The sequence below is a fragment of the Streptomyces sp. NPDC027663 genome (assembly GCF_055566415.1).
Genome location: NZ_JBVHSK010000019.1, coordinates 111,015 through 136,187, shown reverse-complemented (window position 1 = coordinate 136,187; position 25,173 = coordinate 111,015). Strand labels below are relative to the sequence as shown.

The 25,173-nt window shown below is 69.5% G+C and carries 23 protein-coding genes and 4 pseudogenes; 12 read left to right on the top strand and 15 right to left on the bottom strand.

Features of this window, described 5'->3' with window-relative positions; genetic code table 11:
• Positions 1 to 100: 100 nt before the first annotated feature.
• Positions 101 to 437, bottom strand: a pseudogene (locus ACZ4SF_RS34115) (transposase family protein); the annotation flags it as partial.
• A 48-nt stretch (positions 438 to 485) separates the two neighbouring features.
• The gene (locus ACZ4SF_RS34110) at positions 486 to 974 is read right to left on the bottom strand and encodes a GNAT family N-acetyltransferase (RefSeq protein WP_468392245.1); all 489 of its coding nucleotides are present in this window, start codon (positions 972 to 974) and stop codon (positions 486 to 488) included.
• 121 nt (positions 975 to 1,095) lie between these two features.
• Between ACZ4SF_RS34110 and ACZ4SF_RS34105 the strand changes: the two are divergent.
• Positions 1,096 to 1,815, top strand: a pseudogene (locus ACZ4SF_RS34105) (transposase family protein).
• 42 nt (positions 1,816 to 1,857) lie between these two features.
• Here ACZ4SF_RS34105 and ACZ4SF_RS34100 read toward each other — a convergent pair.
• Positions 1,858 to 2,742, bottom strand: coding sequence for a recombinase family protein (locus ACZ4SF_RS34100; RefSeq protein ID WP_468392243.1), 885 nt, complete (start codon positions 2,740 to 2,742; stop codon positions 1,858 to 1,860).
• A gap of 28 nt (positions 2,743 to 2,770) precedes the next feature.
• Here ACZ4SF_RS34100 and ACZ4SF_RS34095 point away from each other — a divergent pair, with 28 nt between their 5' ends.
• The 5 genes and pseudogenes from ACZ4SF_RS34095 to ACZ4SF_RS34075 all read left to right on the top strand — a co-directional run bounded on the left by ACZ4SF_RS34095 (position 2,771) and on the right by ACZ4SF_RS34075 (position 7,003).
• Positions 2,771 to 3,310: an ArsR/SmtB family transcription factor gene (locus tag ACZ4SF_RS34095; RefSeq protein WP_468392268.1), complete on the top strand. Its 540-nt coding sequence runs from the start codon at positions 2,771 to 2,773 to the stop codon at positions 3,308 to 3,310.
• A gap of 17 nt (positions 3,311 to 3,327) precedes the next feature.
• The gene (locus tag ACZ4SF_RS34090) at positions 3,328 to 4,719 is read left to right on the top strand and encodes an MFS transporter (RefSeq protein WP_468392266.1); all 1,392 of its coding nucleotides are present in this window, start codon (positions 3,328 to 3,330) and stop codon (positions 4,717 to 4,719) included.
• 409 nt (positions 4,720 to 5,128) lie between these two features.
• Entirely contained in the window at positions 5,129 to 6,388 is a 1,260-nt protein-coding gene (locus ACZ4SF_RS34085) for a PP2C family protein-serine/threonine phosphatase (RefSeq protein WP_468392241.1), read from the top strand.
• A 104-nt stretch (positions 6,389 to 6,492) separates the two neighbouring features.
• Positions 6,493 to 6,624 (top strand): annotated as a pseudogene (locus tag ACZ4SF_RS34080) (VOC family protein); the annotation flags it as partial.
• A gap of 214 nt (positions 6,625 to 6,838) precedes the next feature.
• Positions 6,839 to 7,003 carry a hypothetical protein gene (locus tag ACZ4SF_RS34075; RefSeq protein ID WP_468392239.1) on the top strand — a complete coding sequence of 55 codons (165 nt, stop codon included), beginning with the start codon at positions 6,839 to 6,841 and terminating at the stop codon, positions 7,001 to 7,003.
• A gap of 345 nt (positions 7,004 to 7,348) precedes the next feature.
• Here ACZ4SF_RS34075 and ACZ4SF_RS34070 read toward each other — a convergent pair whose 3' ends face one another.
• Positions 7,349 to 8,392, bottom strand: a complete 1,044-nt coding sequence (locus ACZ4SF_RS34070; protein WP_468392237.1) for an NAD(P)-dependent alcohol dehydrogenase — start codon at positions 8,390 to 8,392, stop codon at positions 7,349 to 7,351.
• Positions 8,393 to 8,581: 189 nt separating this feature from the next.
• Between ACZ4SF_RS34070 and ACZ4SF_RS34065 the strand changes: the two genes are divergently transcribed.
• Complete coding sequence (locus ACZ4SF_RS34065) at positions 8,582 to 9,229, top strand: TetR/AcrR family transcriptional regulator (protein WP_468392235.1); 648 nt, start codon at positions 8,582 to 8,584, stop codon at positions 9,227 to 9,229.
• A gap of 135 nt (positions 9,230 to 9,364) precedes the next feature.
• Here ACZ4SF_RS34065 and ACZ4SF_RS34060 read toward each other — a convergent pair whose 3' ends face one another.
• The 3 genes from ACZ4SF_RS34060 to ACZ4SF_RS34050 all read right to left on the bottom strand — a co-directional run bounded on the left by ACZ4SF_RS34060 (position 9,365) and on the right by ACZ4SF_RS34050 (position 11,652).
• Complete coding sequence (locus tag ACZ4SF_RS34060) at positions 9,365 to 10,291, bottom strand: glycosyltransferase family 2 protein (protein ID WP_468392233.1); 927 nt, start codon at positions 10,289 to 10,291, stop codon at positions 9,365 to 9,367.
• A 291-nt stretch (positions 10,292 to 10,582) separates the two neighbouring features.
• Positions 10,583 to 11,029 carry a hypothetical protein gene (locus tag ACZ4SF_RS34055; RefSeq protein WP_468392231.1) on the bottom strand — a complete coding sequence of 149 codons (447 nt, stop codon included), beginning with the start codon at positions 11,027 to 11,029 and terminating at the stop codon, positions 10,583 to 10,585.
• The gene (locus ACZ4SF_RS34050) at positions 11,026 to 11,652 is read right to left on the bottom strand and encodes a 2OG-Fe(II) oxygenase (RefSeq protein WP_468392230.1); all 627 of its coding nucleotides are present in this window, start codon (positions 11,650 to 11,652) and stop codon (positions 11,026 to 11,028) included. The genes ACZ4SF_RS34055 and ACZ4SF_RS34050 overlap by 4 nt, the downstream gene beginning before the upstream one ends.
• Positions 11,653 to 12,347: 695 nt before the next feature.
• Here ACZ4SF_RS34050 and ACZ4SF_RS34045 point away from each other — a divergent pair.
• The gene (locus tag ACZ4SF_RS34045; RefSeq protein ID WP_468392228.1) at positions 12,348 to 13,424 is read left to right on the top strand and encodes a DUF6215 domain-containing protein; all 1,077 of its coding nucleotides are present in this window, start codon (positions 12,348 to 12,350) and stop codon (positions 13,422 to 13,424) included.
• Between the two features lie 272 nt (positions 13,425 to 13,696).
• Here ACZ4SF_RS34045 and ACZ4SF_RS34040 read toward each other — a convergent pair whose 3' ends face one another.
• From ACZ4SF_RS34040 to ACZ4SF_RS34030, 3 genes are all read right to left on the bottom strand, one after another.
• On the bottom strand, positions 13,697 to 14,623 hold the full coding sequence (locus tag ACZ4SF_RS34040) for an NADP-dependent oxidoreductase (RefSeq protein ID WP_468392226.1): 927 nt from the start codon (positions 14,621 to 14,623) through the stop codon (positions 13,697 to 13,699).
• 341 nt (positions 14,624 to 14,964) lie between these two features.
• The gene (locus ACZ4SF_RS34035) at positions 14,965 to 15,603 is read right to left on the bottom strand and encodes an HD domain-containing protein (RefSeq protein ID WP_468392224.1); all 639 of its coding nucleotides are present in this window, start codon (positions 15,601 to 15,603) and stop codon (positions 14,965 to 14,967) included.
• 724 nt (positions 15,604 to 16,327) lie between these two features.
• A complete protein-coding gene (locus ACZ4SF_RS34030; RefSeq protein ID WP_468392222.1) occupies positions 16,328 to 16,570 on the bottom strand; it encodes a hypothetical protein in 243 nt (80 codons plus the stop codon).
• A gap of 243 nt (positions 16,571 to 16,813) precedes the next feature.
• Here ACZ4SF_RS34030 and ACZ4SF_RS34025 point away from each other — a divergent pair, with 243 nt between their 5' ends.
• From ACZ4SF_RS34025 to ACZ4SF_RS34015, 3 genes and pseudogenes are all read left to right on the top strand, one after another.
• Entirely contained in the window at positions 16,814 to 17,002 is a 189-nt protein-coding gene (locus ACZ4SF_RS34025) for a hypothetical protein (protein ID WP_468392220.1), read from the top strand.
• Between the two features lie 545 nt (positions 17,003 to 17,547).
• Positions 17,548 to 17,676, top strand: a pseudogene (locus ACZ4SF_RS34020) (HNH endonuclease); the annotation flags it as partial.
• A gap of 103 nt (positions 17,677 to 17,779) precedes the next feature.
• Positions 17,780 to 17,962: a hypothetical protein gene (locus ACZ4SF_RS34015; protein ID WP_468392218.1), complete on the top strand. Its 183-nt coding sequence runs from the start codon at positions 17,780 to 17,782 to the stop codon at positions 17,960 to 17,962.
• A gap of 365 nt (positions 17,963 to 18,327) precedes the next feature.
• Here the strand turns inward: ACZ4SF_RS34015 and ACZ4SF_RS34010 are convergent, their stop codons facing one another.
• Both ACZ4SF_RS34010 and ACZ4SF_RS34005 read right to left on the bottom strand, forming a co-directional pair.
• The gene (locus ACZ4SF_RS34010) at positions 18,328 to 19,020 is read right to left on the bottom strand and encodes a lysophospholipid acyltransferase family protein (protein ID WP_468392264.1); all 693 of its coding nucleotides are present in this window, start codon (positions 19,018 to 19,020) and stop codon (positions 18,328 to 18,330) included.
• A 136-nt stretch (positions 19,021 to 19,156) separates the two neighbouring features.
• Positions 19,157 to 19,810 carry a hypothetical protein gene (locus ACZ4SF_RS34005; RefSeq protein WP_468392217.1) on the bottom strand — a complete coding sequence of 218 codons (654 nt, stop codon included), beginning with the start codon at positions 19,808 to 19,810 and terminating at the stop codon, positions 19,157 to 19,159.
• Positions 19,811 to 20,297: 487 nt separating this feature from the next.
• Here ACZ4SF_RS34005 and ACZ4SF_RS34000 point away from each other — a divergent pair, with 487 nt between their 5' ends.
• The gene (locus ACZ4SF_RS34000; protein ID WP_468392215.1) at positions 20,298 to 21,740 is read left to right on the top strand and encodes a serine/threonine-protein kinase; all 1,443 of its coding nucleotides are present in this window, start codon (positions 20,298 to 20,300) and stop codon (positions 21,738 to 21,740) included.
• A 314-nt stretch (positions 21,741 to 22,054) separates the two neighbouring features.
• Here the strand turns inward: ACZ4SF_RS34000 and ACZ4SF_RS33995 are convergent, their stop codons facing one another.
• From ACZ4SF_RS33995 to ACZ4SF_RS33985, 3 genes are all read right to left on the bottom strand, one after another.
• A complete protein-coding gene (locus ACZ4SF_RS33995) occupies positions 22,055 to 22,432 on the bottom strand; it encodes an STAS domain-containing protein (protein ID WP_468392214.1) in 378 nt (125 codons plus the stop codon).
• Positions 22,433 to 22,689: 257 nt separating this feature from the next.
• Positions 22,690 to 23,640: an anti-sigma factor RsbA family regulatory protein gene (locus ACZ4SF_RS33990; protein WP_468392212.1), complete on the bottom strand. Its 951-nt coding sequence runs from the start codon at positions 23,638 to 23,640 to the stop codon at positions 22,690 to 22,692.
• Positions 23,637 to 24,419 carry an MEDS domain-containing protein gene (locus tag ACZ4SF_RS33985; protein WP_468392210.1) on the bottom strand — a complete coding sequence of 261 codons (783 nt, stop codon included), beginning with the start codon at positions 24,417 to 24,419 and terminating at the stop codon, positions 23,637 to 23,639. Before ACZ4SF_RS33985 ends, ACZ4SF_RS33990 begins: the two co-directional genes overlap by 4 nt.
• Positions 24,420 to 25,173 lie beyond the last annotated feature (754 nt).

Sequence of the window (25,173 nt, the reverse complement as noted above, 5' to 3'; positions counted from 1 at the left end):
CTACGAGCGCAAAGCCGAGCACTTCCTCGCCTTCACCAGCATCGCCTGCACCCTCATCTGCTACCGCAGACTAACCAAATGAGATGACCTCTAAGAGGTCCTAACAGAGGCGTCGGACGTGTCGGTGGGTGATCAGGCAGGTCGCGAGACCCAGGAAGGCCTCATGGATGTCGTCACGTCGCTCCCATCGGATCCGCAGGCGGCGAAAGCCGTGCGGCCAGGAGATCGTCCGTTCGACCACTCAGCTGAAGGTACCCAGGCCCGTGCCGTGTGGCTGGCCGCATTCGGCGATCACCGGGCGGATGCCCCGCTGCCAGAGCAGCCTTAGGTACTTGTCGTGGTCGTAGCCGCGGCCCGCGAACAGCCTGTTCGGGCCGGTGCCTGGGCCGACCGACGACACCGGCCACGGCTGGGACCTTGTCCAACAGCGGTATCAGACCTGCCGACAACGCGTTCGCAGGCAGGTCCCGTGAAGGTGACTGAGCCTACGCGAGTTCCTTGCGCATCAACGTGCAGATCGTTTCGTAGTGGCGCACCGATCCATCAGGGGCCTGCTCGTCCCACGAGTCCGGCCGACGGTCGTACGCGACATATCCCAGCCGTTCGTACAGTGCACGTGCCCGGGGGTTGCTTTCCTCCACAGCCAGCTCGGCCTGCCGCAGACCGCGGTTCCTGATCCGCAGTTCTGCGGCTTCGACAAGGAACGTGCCGATCCCACACGACTGCAATGCGGGGTGGACCGCCAGCTGCCACAACGTGCCGACACCGTCTTTGACCTGGTAGTCGACGCCGCCCTTCGCCACAGGAACGTTGGTTGCGGGGCAGACCGCAAGGTAGTCGACCTCACCGATCCGCATACGTTCCAACTGCTTGGCGACACCAGCCAGGTGGTGGTCAGACCCCGCCCACCCGCACGACGCCAGGTCCGCATGCACCAAGTCACGGGCTGACAGCTTCAACACAACGTCGGTCATCTTCAGTACCTCCGGCGAGCCAGCTTCCACGCCGATCACACGGGGCGCAAAGCTGTTTCCTCGGCCTGCACTTCTGGTTCATCGGTCACCGCGAATGGCCGGCAGTTGAGATGATCTCGCTGTGGCTGGTGTGATCATGGCGTCGGAGTCGTCCTGGGTAGCTCCGTTCAGCGGACTGAGCCCGCGACAGTTCGCCCGATAGAACTACGCCTGCGAGCCGGGCGGCTGGTGTTGGGCTTGCGGTCGGACCTGCCCCGCAAGAACTGCTGGACGGTCGCGGAGTGGGCCGGGCAGGCCAGCCCGCACGGTGGCCCTCGGGATGATCGAACGGTTCTGGGATGCCGGACACCGCGTCGGCTGGGTCACGGGTGACGAAGTCTATGGCGGTAACCCGAGACTCCGCGCGGCGCTGCAGGAGCGCGGCATCGGCTCTCTCCTTGCCGTGGCCTGCTCGGCCGAAATGGCCACGGGCGCTGGGAGGTTCCGCGCCGATGCCCTGGTGAGAAGGTGCCGAAGCGGGCCGCGGCAGAAGCTATCGGCCGGACGCGGTGCGAAGGGACAACGGTTCTACGACTTGGCCGTCGTCGACCTCGTCGCCCCGACGCCGGGCAGCCACCAGCTACTGATGCGCCGCAGCGGCACCACCGGCGACCTCGCCTATCACCGCTGCCACTCCACCGGGCCAGTCCCGCTGACTGTGCTGGTCAAGACCGCTGGCTCGAGGTGGCGTGTGGAAGAGACCTTCCAGGCCGAGAAAGGGCTGGCCGGACTCGATGAACACCAGGTCCGCCGCTACCGCTCTTGGACCCGCTGGGTCCCCCTCGCGATGCTCGCCCATTGACGACGGTCGGCTGCGCGGCCTGACCGTCCACCTCCCACCCATTTACGCCCAGCGCCTGTTCGACGCCCACAGTGCGGGCGCCGGGGAGCAGCAACTGCGCGCCATCACGGCCGAGAGCCTGGGAGGTCTACTTCTGTGACAGCAGCGCTGCCGTACTGCGCGGGGTGCGGGACACGGCCGCCGCAGTGGAATTGCGGTGGTGTGCGACCGGACTGATTTGCTGCTGCGGAGGGGGGCTTCGAGCTGGCGGGGCACTGCGCTGGCGCGCCGCTCGCGCAGGTTCGGGATGTGGTGGTAGAGCGTGCCCGGCGAGACGCCGAGCAGTGTGGCGATCGAGATGATCGAGCGGCCCGGGTCGGGCAGCAGATCACGGGCGGCCCGGATGATCTCCTCGGTGGCAAAGCTGGGGCGTCCGCTGACCTGGCCGCGGGCGCGGGCGGCGAGGCCTTCCTGGGTGCCGGTGACGATGAGTTCGCCTGTGAACTGAGCGAGCGCGGCGAAGACGTGCAAGACCGCTCGGCCGCCAGGGGTGGTGGTGTCCAGTTTCTCGTGCAGCGAGGTGAAGCCGACGCCGCGCACGCGCAGTTCGGCGACCATGTTGATGAGGTCTTGGAGGCTGCGGCCGTAGCGGTCGGGTGAGGGGACGACAAGCGTGTCGCCTGCGTCGAGGAACGCGTGGCACGCCTTCAGCTCGGCACGGAGCGCGTCCGTCCCGGACTTCCTGTCGGCGAAGATCTTCCGGCACCCGGCGGTGGTGAGCGCGTCGAGCTGCCGCTTCAGCTTCTGCGCGCCGGTCGATACCGGGCGTACCGGCGGGATGCCAAGGCTTTTTGACAGCTCCCCGGACGGGCAGCGGGTGGAGGGCTCCGGTAGAAGGGCTCGCCGGACGGCAGATTCTGGAAGTCCGCGCGGAATCCCCTTGCTCAATGGTCAAGAATCGTTGACCATTGCTCGCATGCCTGCCGATGATCTTCCCGAGACGTTTCACGTCACCACTGACGAGCAGCTACGCGCCGTCTCCAACCTCACTCGCCACAGGATCATGGCCGCGCTCCGCTTCGAGCCGGCAACGATCACCCAGATCGCCGAACAGGTGGGCCTCAAGAAGGGGAGTTCCAGCTATCACGTGCGGCTGCTGGAGCGGGCCGGTTTGGTGAAGGTGGTGCGGACGCGGAAGGTGCGGGGGGTCACCGAGCGGTACTACGCGATGGCCGCGCGGGCGATCGTGTTGCCGGATCCGGGCGAGGGAGGGCCGGATGTGCTGATGCGGCATGCGGTGGCGGATCTGGAGGCGTCGCCGTTGGACGGCGAGCGGCACGTGCGGATGGCGCATCTGCGGCTCACCGAGGAGCAGTTCGCAGAGCTGGGAGCGCGGTTGCAGGCTCTGGCGGACGAGTACCGGGAGCTGTCCGATCCGTCGCTGCCGGACGCGTCACTCGTCTTCGCACTGTTCCACCCGGCATCGCGCGAGCAGGCCGAAGGGGACGCCAAGTGACCTCAGACGTTCGGGAGCTGCCGACCGGGTTCGGACGGCTGTGGACTGCGCAGACGGTGTCCTCGCTCGGTGACGGGGTGACACATGCCGCGCTGCCGCTGCTCGCGTTGACGTCGACGCGGGATCCGATGGCGCTCGCCGTCGTCACGGCCGCCGGAACGCTGCCGTGGCTGCTCTTCGGGGTGCTCGGCGGTGCGCTGGTGGACCGCTGGGACCGCCGGCGCACGATGTGGATCGCGGACACGGCGCGTGCGGTGCTGCTCGCGATACCCGCGGCGGCGGCCGCGCTCGATTTCCTGAGCATTCCGCTACTTGCAGCTGTCGCCTTCCTCCTCGGCCTCGGCGGACTCTTCTTCGACACGGCCGCCACGGCCTATCTGCCGGATCTGCTCGGCCGCGACCCCGCGCTCCTGGAGCGCGCCAACTCCCGCCTGCGCAGCGCCCAGACCGCCATGTCCGGCTTCGCGGGGCCGCCTGCAGGCAGTGCGCTGCTCGCGCTCGGGCGGGCGGTTCCGCTGCTCGCCGACGCGGTGTCGTTCATGCTTTCCGCACTGCTCGTACGTACGCTGCCCGCCATGCCCCGGCCCGTGCCGGAGGTCCGCGAGTCGCTGCTGCGGCAGGCGCGGGCCGGGGCCTCGTACGTCTTCCGGGACCGGGTGCTACTCGGCCTCGCGCTGCGTCCGGCGGTCGGGAACGTCGCCTTCCTCGCCGTGGAGACCGTCCTCGCCCTCTTCGCGCACGACCGGCTCGTCATCGGTACCTTCGGCTTCGGCCTGCTTCTCACGGCGGAGGCCACCGGCGGTCTGCTCGGCGCGGGCATCGCCTCCTTCCTCGGCCGACGACTCGGCACCGGCACCGCACTGACCTGTACGGCCGCAGTCGAGGGACTCGCCATTCTGGGCCTTGCCACCGCCCCGAACCCCTACGCCGCGGGCCTCGCGCTCGCCGTCTGCGGAGCGGGCATGGGCGCCACGATGGTGCTCGGCCCCTCCCTCCGACAGGCGATCGTCCCCGCACACCTGATGGGCCGGGTCGCCTCCACCTCCCGCATGCTCGCCATGTGCGCCGCCCCGTTCGGCGCCTTCCTCGGCGGCTGGCTGGCCACCACCTACGACGTACGCACCCCGCTCTACACCGCCGCCGGCCTCCTCCTCACCATGACCGCCGTCACCGCGACCATGACCAGCAACCGCCGGGTTGAGGCGGCGCTGCGTGCCGCCGCTCCCGCCGGCGGTCCAGAAACCCGGCATCCAAAGGTCCCGCCGAGGAGAGTGCACCCGACTGGACCACGACCAGGAGGCAGTCAGGCACGTCAACGCCGTACTCGATGCTGCGATCACTTCCGGGCCCATGCCGTGGCCGGCAGTGGGCACCACGAAGAAGATCGCCCAGACCGCGATCGAAGATGATCTCGGCGGCCGGGCGGGAGTCGGAGCACTGGAACAGCGCTGCGGACGGGCGCTGGGTCGGAACGGCCTCGGTGCGTCGGATGGCGTCCTGGTTCGGGTGCGCCGGGGCGCCCGCGATGAACCGCTGGTTGCCGTCCAGCAGCACCTCGAAGGCTTCACGGGGGTTGCGGGCTGGATCTCTGTCATGGCCGCAGGTACGGCCCGGCCCGGCAGGAACGCGCGACCGGGTGCACGCTCGACGGCCTCCGTGCCTGCGTGGTCGGCACGCCGTACACGGGCGATGTCGACCACGATCCGCCTCCTCAGTGCAGTGCACAGCTGTCCGGCCCACTGCCCACGAGCGAGTTCGGCGAGCGTGGGAGCTGGACCTTTCGTAGATTGATGAGCGGGGGACTGGCAGGGAATGCGTGTGACACCGAAGATCGACTACCCCGGGGTGTTCGCCGCCCTTCCGAGCCCGTGCCTGGTGCTCGGCACGGACCTGGTGATCGCCGACGCCAACCCGGCCTTCTGCGAGGTGACCGGACGGAGCCGGGCCGAGCTGCTCGGGCAGTACCTCTTCGATGCCTTCCCGGACAACCCCGCCGATGCGGATGCCAGCGGGGTGGCTACGCTGAAAGACTCACTGCACCGTGTCCTGTCCTGCGGCCAGACGGATCACATGGCGCTGCAGAAGTACGACATCCCCGTCCCCGGGAACCCCGAGGTGTTCAAGGAGCGGTGGTGGACCGCGATCAACGTGCCCGTCCTGGGCCCGGACGGAAAGGTCGTCTGGATCATCCACCGGTCAGAGGACATGACCGACGTCATCCGCGCCCGCCGCACGGCGCACCTGCCGTCGGTCAGCCCCGGCCGGGAAGCGGCCATGGAAGCCGAGCTGTACGCGCGGGCGCGGCAACTGCAGCAGCTCAACGAGGAACTGCGACAAGCCCACGCCCGTGAACGGCGCATCGCGGTTGCTCTGCAAGAAGCCATGCTCCACTCCCCGGACCTGGCCCGGCACCCGAACATCGCCGTTCGCTACCTGCCCGCGACCGGATCATTGAACGTGTGCGGCGACTGGTACGACGCGGTCGACCTGCCCGCGGACCGCTTCACCGTCACGGTCGGCGACGTGGTCGGCCACGGGCTGATGGCCGCCACCGTCATGGGGAGGCTCCGCAGCGCACTGAGCGCCGCTACCCGCACGGTCCACGGTCCTGCCCAAGCGCTGGAGGTGCTGGGGCTGTACGCCCGCTCGGTCGAGGGAGCACTGGCTGCCACCGCCGTGCAGGTCCTCATCGACTGCCACAGCCAGCTGCTGATCTACAGCAGCGCCGGCCACCCCCCGCCTCTCCTCCTGCACCCGGACGGCTCATGCGACCTTCTCGACCAGGCCACCGACCCACCCCTGGGCGCCCGACCCGAACACGTCCCCCGCCCGCAGGCCAACGCCACCTACGCCCCCGGCGACACCCTCATCCTCTACACCGACGGCCTGATCGAACGCCGCGATGAGGACATCGACGTCGGCCTGACCCGCCTGACCTCCACGCTCGCCACCTGCACCGGATTCGGCGCGGAACACCTCGCCGACGCCCTCCTCGCCCGCCTCGGCCTCGCCAGCGGCGCCGATGACGACATCGCCATCGTCGTCGTCCGCCTGGACCGAACGACCCGACCGTACTGATGAGGCCGACGTAGCCGTCCCCGTCGCACCTTGAGCGGGTACCGCCATTGCGCTGGTCGCAGCCGTGCTTGAGTGGCTCTGCAACCGCTTGAGAGGATCGGGGGATGGCGGAGTCACCTCTGCAGATCAATGCCCTCATCGTGGATGTTGTGGACCCCGAGCGGCTCGCTGCGTTCTGGTCCGAGCTGCTCGGCAGGCCGGTCGTGGGTCGTACGGGACCGTTGGTCTGGCTGCGGTCGCCGGCTCGCCTTGCCGAGCTGGACACGCTGGACGGCATCCGGTCGTACGCGTCCTGCAGACCGCGGAAGGCGAGCGGCCGGCGTCGTTCCCCGTACGTTCACCGTTGCGCCTCGAAGGGCCACCGCCAGCAGCATGTGTCAAGCTGACCGTACGGCGGCGTCGCCGGTCTGTTCGCGGGCGGTGCCGCACCCGTGGAACCGGAGGCATTCCATGGAACAGGTAGGGGAGAAGCCGGAGGAATTGCGCAAGCACCTCGAGGAGGAGCGAGCGCAGCCCGGGGAGAAGAAGCCACGTCAGCACTCCGAACGGCAGGACGCGGGCGCGGCAGCCGGCGCATCCGGGGACGAGAGTGAGAACGCCCCGACGGACCGGTGACCGCACCTGAGCCGGCGTGTCTCCTGCAGCCCTGGCACGGGCCCGGAGTCCGACGGCCGGTAGCCGCTGACCGGCCGTGACCGGCGCCTGCTCGAGGCGTTGGAACCTCTCGACATCCGGCAGCGAGGCGTGGGCCGAAGATCTCGCCGAAAGTGACCCTCCCTCGGTCGACGGGGGGTCGGTCGGAAGATGCACGGAGGCACCCCGGGGCGATGACGGCCCATAGGCCGGGTGATGGGGCCGCTGACGTGCCCCTGAACGGGACGGTGCCGTTCTCGGGGCAGGGGGAGTCCGTGCCGCCGCTCGGGGTCTGCTCCTGCGCCGAAGTCCCTGCCGTCCGGGTGCCTAGACGGTGATCACGATCTTGCCCAGGGCCCTCCCGTCCAGCAGGTGGCGGACGGCCGCGGCGGTCTCGTTCAGCGGATAGGTCCGGTCGATGGCGGGTGCGACCGTGCCGGACTCGACGAGTTCCCGGATGGCCATGAGGTCTTCGGCGTTCTCCGAGGTGACGAACGTGCCGAGCTTTTGGCCGGTGAACGGGGACAGCAGCTGGGCCCGGAGCTGACGGTCGACACCCCCGAGCCACTGTCCGCCGCTCTCGCCGCCCACGATGACGAGCCGTCCCCTCGGTACGAGAGCGCGGCGCAGATGCGACAGCGGACGGTTGCCTCCGATGTCGAGGATGACGTCGTGACGCCGGGCACCGTCGGTGATGTCGCCCCGGGTGTAGTCGATGACATGGTCAGCGCCGAGCGCCCGGACCAGAGCGGTCTTCGCTGTGCTGCACACCGCCGTCACTTCGGCGCCGTAGGCCTTGGCGATCTGCACGGCGAAAGTGCCCACGCCTCCCGATGCGCCCACCACCAGCACCCTCTCGCCGGCCTGGATGCGTCCGTGGTCGCGGACGGCCTGCAGAGCGGTCAGCCCTGACACGGGTACGGCGGCGGCCTGGTCGAAGGAGAGGTTCGCCGGCTTGGGACAGAGCTTGTCGGGCCGGGCGCTCACGTACTGGGCGAACGAGCCGCCGCTGATGCCGAACACCTCGTCACCCGGCTTGATGCCGGTCACGTCGGCACCGACGGCTTCCACCGCGCCGGCAAAACTGCGGCCCGGGTTGGCACTCGCCGGCCGGCGAAGACCGAAACCCGCCAACCGGATGACACGGGGCAGGCCTGCCATCGCATGCCAGGTGCCCCGGTCCACGCTGGCGGCCCGTACCCGCACCAGCACTTCGTCATGCCGCATGACGGGCCTGTCGGTCTGCGCGAGCCGCAGGACGGGCTCGGGCTCGGGCCCGTACCGGACCTGCACGACCGACGTCATCGTCCCGATACCGCCGGACGGCGCGGCGTCCGGCGGTGTCGGCGTGTCGAGCTGCTTGCGCTGCATCGCGAACTCCAGGGGTCTCCGCGGACCCAGCTACCTGGGCCCGTCCGCCTTCCTTACGCCGTAAGGCTCATCCTTACCACGTAAGGTTGTCAAGGCCGATGATGTGTCGAGGCCGATGATCGGAGGACGTCGATGACCCCGCGGACAGGACGCGCTGGAGCGCCCCGCACCCCCCTCAGCCGCCAGCGGGTGCTGCAGGCCGCTGTGTCCCTGGCCGACGAGAAAGGGATCGAGGCCCTGAGCATGCGCCGCCTCGGCGAGACGGTCGGGGTCGAGGCGATGTCGCTCTACACGCACGTGGCTCGCAAGGAAGACCTGCTCGACGGCATGGTCGACCTGGTCTTCAGCGAGATCGAGCTACCGTCCGGAGAGGACGACTGGAAAACGGCGATGCGCGGACGGGCGTTCTCCGTCCGTGCGGCGCTGTCCCGCCACCCCTGGGCGATCGGGCTGATGGAGTCGCGGGCTTCGCCCGGTCCGGCGACGCTGCGGCATCACGACGCAGTTCTGCGGTGCCTGCGCACGGCCGGGTTCTCCGTTGCGCTGACCGCGCACGCGTACTCGGCCCTCGACAGTTACATCTACGGGTTCGCCCTCCAGGAACGCAGCCTGCCGTTCGACACTCCCGACGAGACCGCCGAGCTGGCGCAGACCATCCTGGCTCAGGCCCCGCCCCACCAGTATCCGCACCTCGCCGAACTGACGACCGAGCACGTACTTCGGCCCGGCTACGACTACGGCGAGGAGTTCGCGTTCGGGCTGGAACTGATCCTCGACGGGCTGGAGAAGGCCCGGTCGGTGTCCGTGGACGGAGACGGCCCCGGCGCACGCTGCTGACCGGCCGCGCCTTTCAGCTGGGAAGTCAGCCACGCGTGAGCGATGAGCAGGCCTTCCTCCGGCCGCCGACCAGAGGGTTCCGGCCGCCGGCCTGTGCGCATGAGCTGTGCAGCGCGACCCGTGAACCGCCCAGCGTCACCTCCAGTCGCCGAACCTCTCGAAGTACGCCTCCGCGGAGCGCACACCGGTCGCCTCGACCGCCGTCCGCTGCGCTTCCCAGTCACCGGCGAACGCCTCGAGAAGCACCTCGGCCGCCCTGGGCGTACCGATCACCTTGCGCAGGCACTCCTCGCGGCGCGAACCGTCGAAGTGGAGGAGCGCGACCCGCGCCACGTTGTATGCGCGGCTCGTTGAGCTGAGGCGGTACGGCGGGTAAGGGCGGAACCGGTGTGCCAGCCGCGCCCCCGGGACGGCCAGCACGTCGACCCCCGCGCGCCACGCACGGAGGCTGAAGTCCACGTCCTCCAGACCGAGTTCGCGGAAGACGCCGAAGCCGCCCAGCCGGTCGAATGTCGCCCGGCGCACCGCGAGGCAGCCGCCCGGCGCGAGGGGCACGGGGTAGGGGGCGGTACCGTCCGGCTCGGGAGGCAGCCAGCGCACCCGCAGGTGGGCGTCGATCAGCCGCGCCCCGCAGCCCGCCGCCGTGCCGCCGACCTCGCGCACGACGGGCGCGAGGACGGCGTCGGGCCAGGTGTCCAGCGCCGTCCGCAGGCGGACCAGGCAGTCCCGCTCCAGCCTGCAGTGCGCGTCGAGGAACACCAGGTGTGTACCGCGGGCAAGCCGGGCGCCCGCGGTGCGGGCCGCCGCGACCCCGCTGCGCGGGATGCGGTGCACGACGACTCCGCGGGCCCGCCACTCCTCCCGCTCCAGTACGGCGCAACTGCCGTCGGTACCGCCGTCGTCGACGACGATCGTCTCGTCGGCAACGACGGATCCGGTGAACACGGACTCGAGAGTCGCGAGTAGCTCCGGGCCCTCGTCCAGCGTGGAGACGACCAGCGACACCGTCGACGCCTGCTTGCCGCGCCGTACGGGACCGGCCGAGGATGCCGTACGACTCATGTCGCCGGCGGTCCCGGAGTGCCCGGTGGGACGCCCGCGGGAGGCAGCGTGGCGACCACGTCGATCAGGCCGGGCAGCAGGGCCGCGTGCCGCAGCGAGTCCTGCAGGTAGGCCGTGAGACCGGCGGTGAGCGCAAAGTGGTAGGAGCTCAGCCGATCGAGTTCCGCGCCGTCCAGGCTGAGCGCCAGCAGATCACCGATCCGTAGTCGGTCCAGCCCCAGCGCCTGGGTGACGCTCTGCGGCGCGGCGGAGAATTCCAGGTAGTCGGCGAAGTCGGTGGACGACCGGAAGTCAGCCTCCGTGAAGCCGGCTTGTCCGAGGGCGCGCTCGAGGGCCCGGGTCGCGCTGGCGCACCAGGTAGCAGGCCGACGGGACGTCCGCCTCGCGCAGGTACTCCAGCAGCAGTTTCGTCACGGCGCCGACCAGGCCGATGTTGGTGGCGTTCCTCCGGTCGGTCAGGACCGGTGTGAGGTGGGCGCGGTCCTCGGTGCCGATCATGGCGATGCCCACCGCCTCGATCGTCTGCGACCCGATGCCCTTGGGCGGCCACGGCCGCTCCGTCACGGCCAGCGCCAGGACGAGGCCGTGCCCGGACAGCAGTGGCTGCAGTACCTCGGTGAAGAGGTACGGGTAGCCGTTGCGACGGCAGAACGTCGCGAGCGCGGTCCGCGTCTCGAGGTCGACGTTCCCGGTCACGCGCATCCGTGCCGACTCGTTGCCGGGGGAGTGGTAGGTCATCGCGGGCCTCCGGGCGCGGGGCAGCTTGCACTGGACATCCACCCGGCGACCGCGTACCGCGTGCCGTCGAGCACGGTCGCCACCTCGTGCATCAGCGAGGACCGGAACAGCAGCAGCGTCCCAGGCTCCGGCACGACGGCCACCCGCCGGTCACGCAGGCGGGGATCGGTCTCGTAGACGGTGAGCGCCCCGCCGTCGAACGTCGGCAGGGCCCCGGTGGCGCGGCGACCGTTGAGGTGGAGCAGCAGCGACCAGCGGTGGGCGGCGAGCCGCGGCGGATCGTCCTTGTGGTTGGCGACGTCGCGGTGCGCGCGGAAGTAGCTGCCCTTCTTGTACGACATGAAGTACGGGCCGTACAGGAAGTCCGCGTCCGAGTCGAACGCCGCTCGGTGGTCGTCGAAGTAGGACGCCATGCGCTTGCCGATGCGCCGCTTGTGGTCTTCGGGGAAGTGATGGTCGAAGCACAGGCGCAGCGATTCGTCCAGGACCGATTCGCCCGCGCGGACGACCTGGGCCGGCTCGCGGGGTGACTCGTCCATGGCCCGGATGACGTCGGCGCACTCCGCGGCCGACAGGAAGCCGGGGGCCGACGCCACGTTCTGCGTCCTGAACTGGGGTCGCATGTCCTGACACCTCCAGGTCGGGCACGTCACGGGGGGGCTTCAGACTTCTGAAGCCCCCCGGCGCACCGGGACCGGCACGCCGAACTAGCTCGCGCGGCGGAACGCCGGCCGGCACCACAGCACGACGGCCCCGGGCAGCGCCGAGTTGCCCCGGGCGGAACTCATGTACCGAGAGATCAATTCGCCGTAGGCCGGCCAAGGCACACCCAGACGTACAACGCGTGCGGCCGGGGCGGATCAGCAGGCGGAAATTGCCTGCCGGAGTCGGGTTCTGCAACTCGCCTGCCGAGACGGCCGCCGCAAACGGCGTAGCCACTGGCGGGGCGGCCCGGTCCCGGCCTCGGTGGGACGTCGTCCATCGAGGCCGCCCGCCTCTGACTTGTACGTGCCCCACCAGTCGGGCCTGGCAGCTCCGCCTCCTGCCCCTCCTGCCTGCCTCCAGCTCCGCGAGCGTGGCCCGCAGCCGCCGGCGCCACCTTGGTGGCTCGCCCGGGCGCCCACTGATCTGCCGCTTCACTCATCGCAGTTCGTGGTTCGTCCGGAGTGCGTGCGCCTCCCCCGAACGACCGAGTCACGGGGAAGAGAGGGCCTACGGCGCCCGGCTCCGACACCTGTCCCGCAACCTGACTCTCCCACCCTCCGGAACTGTGGCTTCCATCACGGCGAACGTGACCTTGGCCTGGTGAGATCACCGGATGCTCGGCTTCCTCCTCCGTCGCCTGCCCTTCTGGGTTCGCGAGCCTGTTCTCGCCGTGGTCGGGTCCCTTCTCGGCGTACGCCTCATGTACCTCGCTGTCTCCGATCACGACTGGATGATGGCCGGCCTCGGCGTGGTGTTCCTCGCGTTCACTGCGGTACGCGTCCACGTGATGATCCGGGCGCTGTGCGCACGCCGAACCGCGAGTCCGGCGGCCTCCGCGGCCGGGGCGGCGGTCGACGCCACCACCCCGGTCCAGGCCCGACCGCAGCCGCAGCCGCAGCCGCAGCCGCAGCCGCAGCCGCAGTTCCAGCTCCCGGCCCAGGTCCAGGCCCAGACCGGAGCTGGCCCACGCTCTGGCCGGCACACTCAGGAGAAGGAGCCCAACGCGTGGGCCCAGGCCGTCGCGGCCGTGGCCGTGTTCGGGGCGCTGGCGGCCGCGCTGTGGGTGGCCCCACGCGTGCTGCCGTCCGACGACAGCACCGCGCAGCCCGCCTCGTGTTCGGGCGCGGAGCACGAGGAGCTGCCGAAGGCCTACACCAAGACGCCTCAGGCTGTGACCGGGGACGAACTGTGCAAGGCGCTCAACCGGCCCGACCTGGCCCAGCTGCTCGGAACGCCGATGGAGACCGCGACCACGGCTTCCGGCACCAACAACACCGCTCCGCTGACTGACGGGCAGGTCGCCCAGCCGGAGGCCGAGGTCGTATTCGACACGTACACCGTCAACGTATCGGCCACGTACAACGAGCTGTCGACCGACCGGTACCTGAAGTTGATGCAGTTCGGAGACGAGCAGGACGTCAAGACGCTGACGGTCCTCGGCCGGCCCGCGGTCTTCTCCTCGGATCACACCATCAAGTTGGAGATCGACCTCGGGAGTGGCGGATCCGGCGGACCAGCCGAACAAGGCCCCCTGGCGAGGACGCTCTCCGTGGCCCTCGACAGGAAGGACCGAGGCGGCTACTGCGACATCACCGTGTGGAGCAAGTCCGGCGCCCTCCCGGCCGACAGTGCCCTCGTCAGCATCGCCGAGGAAATCCTGCCGACCATTCCCGAACGGACTGTTCGATAAGAGGACGAAGACGTTCAACGGCGAGCACGAAGCGGCCAGACCTCTTCGGGTCTTCCCCTCATCACGGCCTGTCCGGTTGGCACGCAACGACGGCTCACCCGACGAGGGGAGCCCTGCTTGCCAGCACGTCCTGACTTCCGGAGCCGTTGCTCTGTTTCACCCGCCTGCCGGGGCGAGACCGATGTTCAAGTGCAACTGTCCGACGCCGGCCATCTCGATGTGCTCGCGCCCGCCGAGACAGTGGTCATCGGACTCGAGGGACCTCCGTACCCTCACCCTGAGTCCTCGGCGACGCGGATGATCGTGCGGCCGGGGACGCGCTGCCGTATGGCGAATGCGGCGGCTGCCTCGGCCAGCGGCAGAACCGTGCCGACCCTCACTCGCAGCCCGCCGTCCCTGAGCCGCTGGGCGAGGTGGGCGAGGCGTGCGCGGTCGGGTTCCACGACGAAGAAGACGGCCCGCCCGTCGTCGGGGCGCACGGTGGGCGGGCGGGCGATCGTGACGAGCGTGCCGCCGGGGCGTACGAGCGCGGACGAGCGGTCGAGGACATCGCCGCCGATCACGTCGAACACGACGTCGGCCTGCCCGGCGTCCTCCAGCCGGTCGGTCTCCAGGTCGAGGAACGCGTGCGCGCCCAAACCGAGAACGGTGTCCCGGTCGGCGGAGCGGCCCGTGCCGACCACGCGGGCTCCCGCTGTGTGGGCGAGCTGGACGGCGATCGAGCCGACACCGCCGGCGGCACCGTGGATCAGCACCGTCTGCCCAGTGGTGAGGCGTGCGTGGTCGAACAAGCCTTGCCAAGCGGTCAGTCCGGAGATCGGCAGTGCGGCTGCCACCGTGTGGTCGACGTCGGCGGGGAGCGGGGCAAGGTTGCGGGCTTCCACGGCGACGTACTCGGCGAGCGAGCCATTGCGGGCCCAGTCGGTCGGTCCGAAGACCCGCTGGCCGATGGTGAGGCCTGTCGTTCCGTATCCGAGTTCCGTCACCACGCCTGAGACCTCGTGGCCGGGCACGCTCGGGGTGCGGTCGCGGCCGGCGCGGTCGGCCCAGGTCGCGGGCCAGTCGAGCTCCCCCCGGGTGAAACCCGCGGCGTGCACCCGCACGATGACGTCGTTCTCGGCGGCGTGGGGATAAGGCACGTTCTCCAGGGTCAACCCGGTGACCCCGGCTTCGCGGTCCCGGACAGTGATGGCTCGCACGAGCATTCCTTTCGTGGTGCGGGGTGAGAGTTGCAGACGTGAACAGTCGATTCGCCGGCCCTCCATTCCGCCGCGGCATCCGCTCACGCGTGGACGACCGGGGACGGCAGGGTGACGGCCACCCCTCCGGCCCAAGACGGCGGTGCCGGGCCTGCCCGCGGGGTCCCAGGCGACGTGCAGGACACCGGCGACCACGAACGGCCAGGAAGGCAAGCAGCACGGGGCGGCGTCCCAGGCGGTTGCTCAACGTGCCCGGAGCCGGCAGCGCCCCGAGCAGCCCCATGACATGGGTGCGGAGAGTGCGCGGCGGTCGCATCGACTCGATCCTCACTGCTGCCACGTCACCGAGGCCAGGGTGCCTCGATAACCCGCTCGACCATGGACGTGCGGCGGAACCCGGGAACGAAGTGTTCCAGGACGTCTGCATCGACCGTTCCGTACGTGGTCTCCGGGCGGTATTCCAAGCCCTCGACGAATACCTGAAGGAATTCCTTCTTGAATTCACCGCGCGGATGGGCGGCGACGATCTGGTCCAGCTGCTCGCCTTCCAGCCTGTCCAGCCCCCAGCCGACCGCGTCGGTCAGCACACCGTAATTCGTGGCGGCGATCTCAGGGCCCATCCGGCCGGGAATCCCCGGCGTCGTGTGCAGGGCGATCGCAGTCCAGACCACGTCGGCGGCGCTCTTCGAGAACCCGCGGTCGAGCAGGAACTTCCGCGCGTGGTCGGCGCCGTCCAGCTCGAAACGCTGCTGCGTGTCCGAGAACGGCAGCAGAAGACCGGCGTCATGGAACATCGCCGAGACGTAGAGCAACTCGGGATCAGGCCGGAGATCCAGCTCACGCGCGTGGAGAGAGCCGAAGAAAAATACACGCCGGGAGTGGTGGAAGATCAGGGCATTCGTCCTCTCCCGAAGAAAGGCCGTAGCCTCCACGGCAGCCGAGGTCTCGGGGATTTCCACCCCTGCGATGGTGTCGGTCATGATGTCCGTGCTTTCCCGTGCGTGTGCTACGAGTGGACCGTGCGTCCGTTCTCCACGGTGACGACCGTGCGGTCCCGGCGCCGCCTGGGTCGGCCATGAACCACGCGAATCCGGTCATCTCAGGATGGGTCTGCATGCGCCGACGCGCATCGCGTAGCGATCCTCGTCGACGGCACGATGCGCGCGGCGTCGCCGAGCGTGACGCCTGGCCTGGTCAGCCAGGTCAGGCTGACCGGGAGTGTGGTGATCGGCCGCGGCAGGATCGAGCCGTCGCAGGCAGCGCCCTCCGCTGCAGGAACCCGTGCCGGCGTTCGCGGACGGTGCGGCAACCCGTGCCACGCTCGTCCTGCCCGGCGGAGATCCCTGCCGTCTGCCGGGGTGGGCGGGTGCAAATGGCCGTGGACGGCTTGCACGACGGATGCGGCTCACGGGTTGCGAATACCGTCGGCGATCCGATCGTGCATTGCGTGCGGTGTCCGCCGCTGTCGCGACGGATCGCACCTCTGCCACCACTCCGGCGCCACCCGCGGATGCACCGCCTTCGCCGGCTTCAACCCCCAGCACGGCACCGCCCTCGTGGCCCTGGCGAACACCGCGCCCGGACCTGGCAACACCATCATCCAAGCCGCATACAACGCCCTACTCGCCCTTGGACAGCCATCGTCAGCGAAGCGCTCTGCAAGCTGACGAGAAACGCCCCCGGCCAACTGCTACCGGATTCCGGTCAAGGGCCGGTGCTGCCCGTGCAGGAAGCGAAGCCGACATCGAGGGCGCCGATGCGGCGCGCTGGGGTGGCCTGATAGGTGCCGTCGGTGGACTCCAGCGCGGTCTGCAGGCTCTGCTCGGTGGGACAGAGACGCTCGCGCACCCCGTGGTCGTCGGCATTCCCGAACCGGTGAGCCAGGCAGTCACAGGCGAGGGTGACCGAGCTGGACTCCGACTCCTCGCCCGCGTGAAAATGCGTCACCGGAACGACAACAGCCGCGTCGCCTGCAAAGCGCTCGCATGGGCGAAGTGGCCTTGCCATACTGGTGCGATGTGCTTTCGCGGGGGGACTCCGAACCGGCATTACGTGTGCTTGCCCTGCCGTTCTTCGTTCAAGAAGCGCGGCACGTGGGCAAGCCGATGCCCGCGCTGCGGCGGTGGGATGATCGATGCGGGCCAGGACCTCGCTGTGCCGAAGCGCAGCGATTCCGCTGGGTGGCGGACGTTGACTGCCCTGCTGCAGGCGGGTGTCACCTTCCACTCCGGCTGCTGTGATGGGCCCGGCTGGCGGCCTCGAACGCCCCGCGAGGTACACGAGCGGCTGGCAGCCGCAGCCGGCACCGGCGTGTCGCTCAGCGTGGCCCTGACGACGGTCGACATCGACGAGCTCCGTTCCCGGCACACCGCACGCTGAGCCATCGGCGTGGCCCGCCCCCGACTCGGCGACGCGTGCCTGAGGCCCTCGTTCGACTGCCACACTTCAAGTCGGGGAAGGCAACGGCTTCTTGCACCAGCCGTGACGGTGGCCCTGACAGGTCTTTCCGTACGCGGACGGCAAGTCGGCGCTCCGGTTGTGACGACTGTCAAGCATGCCCGCGTCTCTGCTCGCCCCGTCGCGGCGCGTGAGGAGCACGGTCCGTGCGGCGGATTGCCGCGACGCGTCCGGTGGTGTCGGAGGGGCGAAAGCCGGTGACGGCAAGCCGCACTCGTACGATCGTGTCGCCATGAGTCATGGTGTCGCGGGTGGAAGGCGAGCAAAGCCCCGCCTGCCCCATGGATCGTCTCGCCGTCCCTGCCCGGCCAGAAAGGGGCGGGCATCCGGTGCCAGCGTTTGCCGTCCCAGCGCATCGCCGGGCGGGGCCGCAAGCCGTTCGGTTGCTCCGAGCCTTCCGAGGCCGACGGATACGGTCGGCTCAGGCGCGTGGGCCGCACCTCGTGCGCCGAGTACCTCGTCGCCTTCTCGCGGAGGCTCGGGACTCCGGCGCCCCCGCCTGGAGCGCGAAGGAACGCCGGACTGACGCCGACGATCTCGGCGACGACCGGACTTCGATCGCGGTGACGGCCGCCTCGAACCGGTCCAAGGCCGACTGGCGGCGGGCCCGTCCCAAGTGCCCCCTCCCAGCACCCGAGGGCTCAAGGGTGGGCCCCGGACGGCCGAAGGCGGTGGCATGAAAACACGTACCTTCGCCGGATGCTGCCCGCACTGCCGCCCGCAGTGCGCGCAATGATCGTGCGGGACACCGTCGAGACCGCACCGGCCCCACAGGCCGGCCACCTCGCCGCAGCCACCACCACCCTCAGCCCCGACCAGCGTCGGCGGCTGTATGAGGACCTCGGCGTGCCGGAGGCCCGGGCGCTGCAGGTCCAGCCCTGACGCTGGTCATCCCGTGGCGGCCGTACGCCGACCGGCACTGCACCGGCCTTCGCCCTGCGCCCGCCGGGCTGCTCACGCTTCCACGGCGACGCCGCTTGGTGGGGCAGCGGACCGTTGCCGAAGACGGAGACGTGTCCTTGACGGTACGACCGGCGTGCGGTGCGGCCCGGCTTCCGCCCCGGTCGGCCTGGCCGGACGAAACCACCACCGTTTCTCACCTCCACGCCCTCTCACGGCGAGGAGCACGACGCCCGGTGACGACGCCGGCGCAAGGCTTCCGAGGCCGCGCGGAGCGACGAAGGCCGTCCGGCATGCGCCGGACGGCCGTCCGTACCGGATCGCAGCGAAGGGGCGGCGCCGGAACGTCACCCCCGCCGCCCCGTCACCTGTCCGGCCTTGACGTCGGCCGCGTACCGGTCCACGTACTCCTGGCCCGAAAGCCGCAAGATCGCGTACGTGATCTCGTCGGTGACGGCCCGCAGCACCGTCTTGTGCTGCGCCATCCCCGCAAAGCGTGAGAAGTCCAACGGTTCCCCGAAACGGATCGTGACCGGGCGGAGCCTCGGCAGGACACGACCGGCAGGACGGATCTCGAAGGTCCCCACCATCGCGCACGGAATCACGGGAACATGCGCGGTCAGCGCCATCACGGCCACCCCGACCTTGCCTTTGTACAGGCGGCCGTCGGGGGAACGCGTGCCCTCCGGATAGATCGCGAGCAGCTCTCCCCTCGCCAGTACCCCCAACCCCTCCCGGATCCCCGCCAGCCCCGCGGCCCGGCCCGACCTGTCCACCGGAATCTGCCCGGCACCGCGGAGAACGAGCGCGGTCAGTCGGCCCCTGAGACCCGGCACCGTGAAGTACTCCGCCTTGGCCAGGAACGTGACGCGTCGTTTCAGGACCGCGGGCATGAGGAGGGGGTCCGCGAAGGACAGATGATTGCCGGCGACGATCGCCGCGCCGTTGGCCGGAACGTGCTCGCCCCCCTCGGCTCGCGGCCGGAACAGCAGCCGAAGCAACGGCCCCAGAAGGACGTGTTTGAGCACGTGATAGAACATGGCCGGCTCCCCACTGCTGATCGGCCCCGTGCGCGAGATCATCCCCATACGTCCGGGCGAGCTCGCGGATCCGCGAACGCGTCGGCTGTTCCGTGCAACAAGGAGGAAGACGAGTCCGGGAACAAATGGCGGTCGCTCAGGAATCGGTATCCGCGGGTGCCGACTCCTGCCCGGGCAGCGCCCGCCAGGGCACCTGACGTGCGCGCAGATCAGCACGGATGCGCCGGGCGAGCCTCGTGGTGTCGTAGTGATTCAGCACCGCGCCGAAGGCCGCGCCGACCATGAAGGGCATCAGCATGGGAATCTTGCGGACGGCGAGCGTGAGCAGCCGCCGACGCAGTTCTGCGCTCAACCGGACGCCGAGCATGAGACTGACCGCGGAGGTCGGCTTCGTGATGTTCAGGCCGCGCCCCTCCGTCCACTCCGCGAGATACAGTGCGGCACGCTGCCGAGCGGTTCCAGGCGCACGCAGACCATACACCTCGTGAAGCTCGGCGATGAGCTTGAACTCGACGGACGCAGTCCCCAGGATGCCCGCGGCCAGCTCGACGGGCATGGCCGGAGGAGTGGGCAACGCCGCGGCAGAGCCCACGCCCGCTCCCACCGTCTCGGTGGCCCGCAGCGCCCCGGTGACCAGGCGATCGGCGATCTCCTCAGGGCCCAGCCCGGGAAAGTGCCGACGCAACGTGTCCAGATCGCGGACCTGGACGTGCGAAACCGCCTCGATCAGCTGCTCCGCGAGAGCGGGGGAGGCCAGCGACCGCTCATCGGTCCGCACCTTGGGCGACATGACACACCTCCCGTCCGGCGGAGCTCGGGACGGCCTCCTTTCCCTGCGTACCCGGTGGTGCGTCATCGATGCGCGCGGGCGACGGCAGGAGCGCTTCTGGTGAGGAGCGATTCAGCCGGCCAGACCGGCCGGTGAACGACTCGGTGGCCAACTGCAGCGCTCAGGCACACGAGCTGTCAGCGGCTCTCTTGCCGGCCCGCAACGCTCAGTCCCTGCTTCACAGAAGTTGAGCCAGAGCCCGTTCTCGTGAACATCGACCGTGCCCGATCAGCTGTGGCGGCCCATCGGCATCACAGATGCCGGTCATCAACCGCGTCCCGGGCGCCTGCTGATCGGACGCTTGAGCCGCACCCGGCGCGGCCACCCACGTCACTCGCCCGGGGCCCACAGCGTGCCCGGGGTACTCGGGGCTTTCACGGGTACGCGGGTCCGGTGCCCTCCTGATGAGGATCCGCACGCCATACCCGTTGCAGCAGTGGGAGATGACATGAGGCTCCGCCAGTCGGCTCTGGCACTGTCCCGGTGTTCCACGCAAGTGCTGGCTGGAAGGTATCGCCTGGACACGGTCATCGGTTCAGGTGGCGCCGGCGATGTCCACCGCGGCTTCGACCTGCGTCTGAAGCGACCGGTGGCCGTCAAGGTCTTCCGCGCCGGCACCGAGATCGACATGGAGGAACGCTTCCACAACGAGGCGGTGATACTGGCCCGGTTGCAGCACCCCGGACTGGTCACCGTCTACGACGCCGGACGGCACGACGGCCGCGCCTATCTGGTCATGGAGCTGATCGAGGGCCCTACGCTGAAGCAGCGCATCGCCACGCGTCCCCTGGCACCCGGTGAAACCGCCGCCATCGGTGCCGACCTTGCCCGGGCTCTGGCCCACGCGCATGAGACGGGGATCGTTCACCGCGACGTCAAGCCCTCGAACATCATCCTGGACATGTCCGGCCGCCCCCACCTGACCGATTTCGGCATATCCCGGTTGCTCGACTCCACCACCCACACCGCTACCGGCGAGCTCGTCGGCACCGCCGCCTACCTGTCCCCCGAGCAGGTGCTCGGCCAGTCCGTCGGGCCGCCCGCCGACATCTACGCCCTTGGGCTCGTACTCCTCGAATGCATGACCAGCAGGCTCGAATACGACGGTGGTCCCCTGGAGGCCGCGATCGCGCGGCTCCACCGCCGGCCCGAACTGCCCGGCTCCCTGCCCAGGCAGCTCGCGATCCTTCTGCGGGACATGACCGCCCTGGAGGTGTCGGCCCGCCCATCGGCGCAAGAGTGCGCCCGGACACTGACCGCCCTGGCCGACACGAGTGGTCTCCAGGCCGTCCCGTCCGCGCCCGACGTCACGAGCCTGACACGCGCGGAAATACCGGGGCAGGCCGACTCCACGCACCCGCGTTCGCCGCGCACCGCGGGTGCAGCCGCCGCGAAGACTGCGCCCGCCCGCGGACGTATCCTGATCGCCGGCGGAGCGGCCGCGCTGGCCGCTGTCATGGCCGGCACTCTCGCCGGCTTCGACGGCTCCCCGTACCAGGAAGACGGCGGCAAGACGGCACGGGCCGCCGGCAGTCCGCATCTGCAAGGAGACTCCCCGAGCGCTGACGCTGCCAGGAAGAAGGCAACGACTGCGGCTGCGACGTCCGCCACCCGCGATGCCTCTGCCGGACAGCTTCGGGCCCACGCTCCCGGTCAAAGCTCCGCCCCTTCCGTCGCCGCGAGCCGGGAGCGAGTCGCCGACACCGCCGTCAACGGCCCTGCTGCTCCACCGTCGCGTTCCACCGCGGGTGGCACATCGGACGACCGGATCAAGAAGACGCAACCTCCGCAAGCGCGCACCGATCCCCGGCAGCAGGCCGACAGCGAACGGTCCCGCAAGTCCGGGAAGGAAAAGTCTCAGGAGAAGGCCAGGTCCAAGAAGAAGGATTGACAACCCGCGCGGCAACCGTCGTCATCAAAGGCCTGGATGTCGTCGCCCCCCTTGGGGTCACTCCATGGCGCGCCTCCGTTCGGAGCTGATCGCTGGGTGGTACGTGAACCTGCCACCTTCGACCGTCGTACACGCACGGACGAGGCCGTGAGGCCGGTGCGTGCACTGTCGTCCACCACTGCCGGACGGAATGGCAAGCTTCCCGATCACCGGTGATCAGGTCGATGACGACCCAGTCCGCCGGCCGGGCCGCGGCTGACGCAATGAGCGGGACCGGCAGCTCATCCAACATGCCGTTCGACCGCCCGGCGCTGTCAGGCCTCGGCGAGTGACTCCGAAGTACCCGCACATGCGCCTGCGGCAGGCCCAGGCAGCGCAGCATTCACTGCGGGGAAGACAGGGAGCAACCCGTCGAGACCGAGAAGACGCCACACTTGCTGGTAGTGGTCGCTGAGCGCGGCCAGCCGCAGCGTGCCGGCATGCTCTTCCAGCACGCGCGACAGCGTAATGATCATGCTGACGCCCGAGGAGTCGAGGTACTGCACTTCGGAGGCGTCCAGTACGAGGGTGCTGCAGCCCTGCCTGACCAGGTCTTCGCACCGGGCGCCGACGCCGGAGGCATTGTCGTAGTCCACCTGCGCCGGCAGCCGCACGATCGTCGTGCCCGCGTGCCCTACCCGCACCTTCAGCATGGAGAACGGACTCCCATCCCAATCGTTCACGACCGTTCCGTCCCGCAGCCTCCGGAACCTTTCTGCGTGCCGCCTCGCCCAGCGACACCCCCGGCTCCTACCCCCCGGCGTACAGGCGACGCTTGCCTGTGTGCACCGGACTGGTGTGCAAGACCGTTCTCGCGGTGGACCGGCCGGCGAGACCGGCGCACCCCGCACCTCTACGACAGACTCTGGCGACCCGAAGACACGGTCGTGTGCCTGGGCCGCCGCGGGGCTTACTCGGGCAGCTCGGTGTGGAGGCGGATCGTGGTCCCTTCGTCCGGTGTGGACCGGATCTCAACAAGATCGCAAAGCTGATGGACGAGCCACAGCCCGCGCCCACCCACCTGCCCGGCGGTCGGCATCGTACGTCCGACCAGTGGATCCTGAAGGTAGCCGGCGTCGCGGAACTCGCAGACAAGCCGCCCCTTTTCACCCCAGGTGCGCAGCACCCCGTGCCCGCCGCCGTGACGGATGCTGTTGCTGGCCACCTCTGTCGCAGCCAGGTGCAGTTCGCGCAGGCGCCGATCGGTCAGGCCATGCTGCTCGGCGCAGGCAGCGATCTTCTCCCGAAGGGCGGGCAGGTCACCGCTGGTATAGGGGAACTCCTCGTACGGGTCACACGGGTCGGTGAGCGCAACGAACGCATACGGTGCCCGCGCGTCGTAGTCCTCGCACAGCACCGTCTGGCCGTCTCTGCGGATCTGGGGGTGACAGCGCGCCATCCCGGTCAACGCCACCTCGTCGCGTGCAACGTCGTACGGGCACAGCAGCCACCATGCCGGGCCCTGGGCAAACGCCCTGTTGAGCAGCCACTCGTGGTAGCGCAGTTCCTCCGCCTCAGCAGCACTGCGAACCTCATCCCAGGGGGATTCGCCGATCCCGCGGACAGGCCGCCCCTCCGAAACGTGCTCCTTGATCCATTCTTGCCAGGCAGCGATGAGCCGACCCGGATGACGCGCCACCCGGCTGGTGTCGACATAACGCACGATGTCGTTCTCACGGATCTCGGCACGCAGCAGAGACGCCTTTTCCTGCGGAACGGCCACGACAACGGCCTCGTCACCGTCAAGCGCCTCCTGGATGAAACCCAAAGCGCCCGCGACGAATTCATCGCTGCCCGAGTACGGATACAGCTCGTGCCGGTACCCCGTACCTGCGAGGGAGATAGGCGAAGAGGAGATCACGGCGCCATCACCACCGGAATGTCGGGGATCGCGAAGCCGGAGAGCTTCCAGGCGAGCCGCACGGTCTCGTTGGTGCCCTCCAAGACGACCTTGCGCCCCGGAAGGTGCCTGGCCGCATCGGCCAGCGCGCTCATCCCTGCGGCATCGAAAAACTCCAGAGCGTGGCAGAGCAGCCGCACCGTCGGGGTGTGAGCGAGCAGGGCGCACAAGATGGTGCCGAAGGCCACCGCACCGTCGCTGTCGACGGTCCCGGTCACCGTCCAGCCTTCCTCCTCCGTTCGGTACACCCGGAACGCCGGTGACACCGACCGGCCGCCCACATGATGAGGATGCACGCAACTGATCTGCTGCAGAGCCGAGAGGTCCCAGTCGGCACCGCTGTAGGCGCAGACCACCATGGCTCCGGTGTCGGCGGCGAACTCCTCAAGATCGAGCTCGCTGCGCAGCCATTCCCCATTGCGTCCCCTGCGCGAGCCGGGCATGACATGGTGCAGCACACGAAGAGAGCGAAACCCCTCCCGGTCGGCAGCGGCCGCCTCCCGACGCACCGCAGCAAGAAGAGAACCCTTCAAGCGGTCAGGGTCGAGCACAAGCGGTGCGAACTCGCTCTCCGCTTGCGGCGCAGAACCGACGATCACCACCTTGTCGCCGTGCAACGCACCATCCGCAACGAAGGCCCGACTGCGGTCGAGGACGTCGTCGGCACGATCCAACAGGTGGCAGACATGATCGCCGATGTCGACCTCGTCCAGCGTTGGCAGTACGCGCGGCGCTCTCACTACTCCTCCCTCGCTCCTCCCTCACTCTACTGCTCTCATCACCTCCACCCACGTCCTCCTCACAGCATCAGCTCCGCTCGCCGCCTCTACGACTCCCGCGCCCGGCACCGACAGGCCGACGGAGGGACCGTGGACTTGCCCCACCAGCGACCTTGCCCCCGCGGAGTGGATCTTGCAGGAGGGACCCTCATCCTCATTGGCCGGCCGCCGACCGGACGGGGCGGTGTCGAGGTCTGTGCGGCTATCGCGTTACGAGCGGGATTACGGCGGAAGCCACACGCGGAGCATGACCCTGGCGATTCCGGCCCGGGTGGTGAACCGGCCCGGCACGTACCGGTAGCGCAACGGCGACTACAAGAAGGCCATCGCTCTCCTCGACGAGGAGGGCGACGCCGGGCGCGGGGCCCTCTACGGCATCGACGAGGGATTCGGATACCACCCATGCAGGTCCTGCAGGACAGGCGCCCGACTGATCCGACGGCCCGGTATGGAGGTCTGACCCGGCAGGTGGCTCAGTTGATCACGGCGGAGGATGCCCGCGGCCGGTCGTACGTGTGCAGGCAGATGCCCGTGGACGGGTCGATACCTCGGGGCGCATCGTTCGTGCCCCTGACGGTCCGACGCCGCCCTGCTGTGCGCTCGTACCGTTCACGCGCCGCCGGGCGTCGGCGCGTGGGGCAAATCCTGCTCGCTGTAGGTTCACCGGCATGTCCGTCGGGTGGACGATCGACATCGGCCTGGCGGTTCTCGGCAC

Coding starts and splice junctions, on each gene's coding strand:
- ACZ4SF_RS34060 (WP_468392233.1), bottom strand. CDS start 10,291: ATGAGTCGTACGGCATCCTCGGCCGGTCCCGTACGGCGCGGCAAGCAG.
- ACZ4SF_RS34110 (WP_468392245.1), bottom strand. CDS start 974: ATGACCGACGTTGTGTTGAAGCTGTCAGCCCGTGACTTGGTGCATGCG.
- ACZ4SF_RS33995 (WP_468392214.1), bottom strand. CDS start 22,432: ATGCTGAAGGTGCGGGTAGGGCACGCGGGCACGACGATCGTGCGGCTG.
- ACZ4SF_RS34000 (WP_468392215.1), top strand. CDS start 20,298: ATGAGGCTCCGCCAGTCGGCTCTGGCACTGTCCCGGTGTTCCACGCAA.
- ACZ4SF_RS34045 (WP_468392228.1), top strand. CDS start 12,348: ATGCTCGGCTTCCTCCTCCGTCGCCTGCCCTTCTGGGTTCGCGAGCCT.
- ACZ4SF_RS34095 (WP_468392268.1), top strand. CDS start 2,771: ATGCCTGCCGATGATCTTCCCGAGACGTTTCACGTCACCACTGACGAG.
- ACZ4SF_RS34050 (WP_468392230.1), bottom strand. CDS start 11,652: ATGCGACCCCAGTTCAGGACGCAGAACGTGGCGTCGGCCCCCGGCTTC.
- ACZ4SF_RS34015 (WP_468392218.1), top strand. CDS start 17,780: ATGCTGCCCGCACTGCCGCCCGCAGTGCGCGCAATGATCGTGCGGGAC.
- ACZ4SF_RS34005 (WP_468392217.1), bottom strand. CDS start 19,810: ATGTCGCCCAAGGTGCGGACCGATGAGCGGTCGCTGGCCTCCCCCGCT.
- ACZ4SF_RS34055 (WP_468392231.1), bottom strand. CDS start 11,029: ATGACCTACCACTCCCCCGGCAACGAGTCGGCACGGATGCGCGTGACC.
- ACZ4SF_RS34035 (WP_468392224.1), bottom strand. CDS start 15,603: ATGACCGACACCATCGCAGGGGTGGAAATCCCCGAGACCTCGGCTGCC.
- ACZ4SF_RS34070 (WP_468392237.1), bottom strand. CDS start 8,392: ATGCAGCGCAAGCAGCTCGACACGCCGACACCGCCGGACGCCGCGCCG.
- ACZ4SF_RS34010 (WP_468392264.1), bottom strand. CDS start 19,020: ATGTTCTATCACGTGCTCAAACACGTCCTTCTGGGGCCGTTGCTTCGG.
- ACZ4SF_RS34075 (WP_468392239.1), top strand. CDS start 6,839: ATGGAACAGGTAGGGGAGAAGCCGGAGGAATTGCGCAAGCACCTCGAG.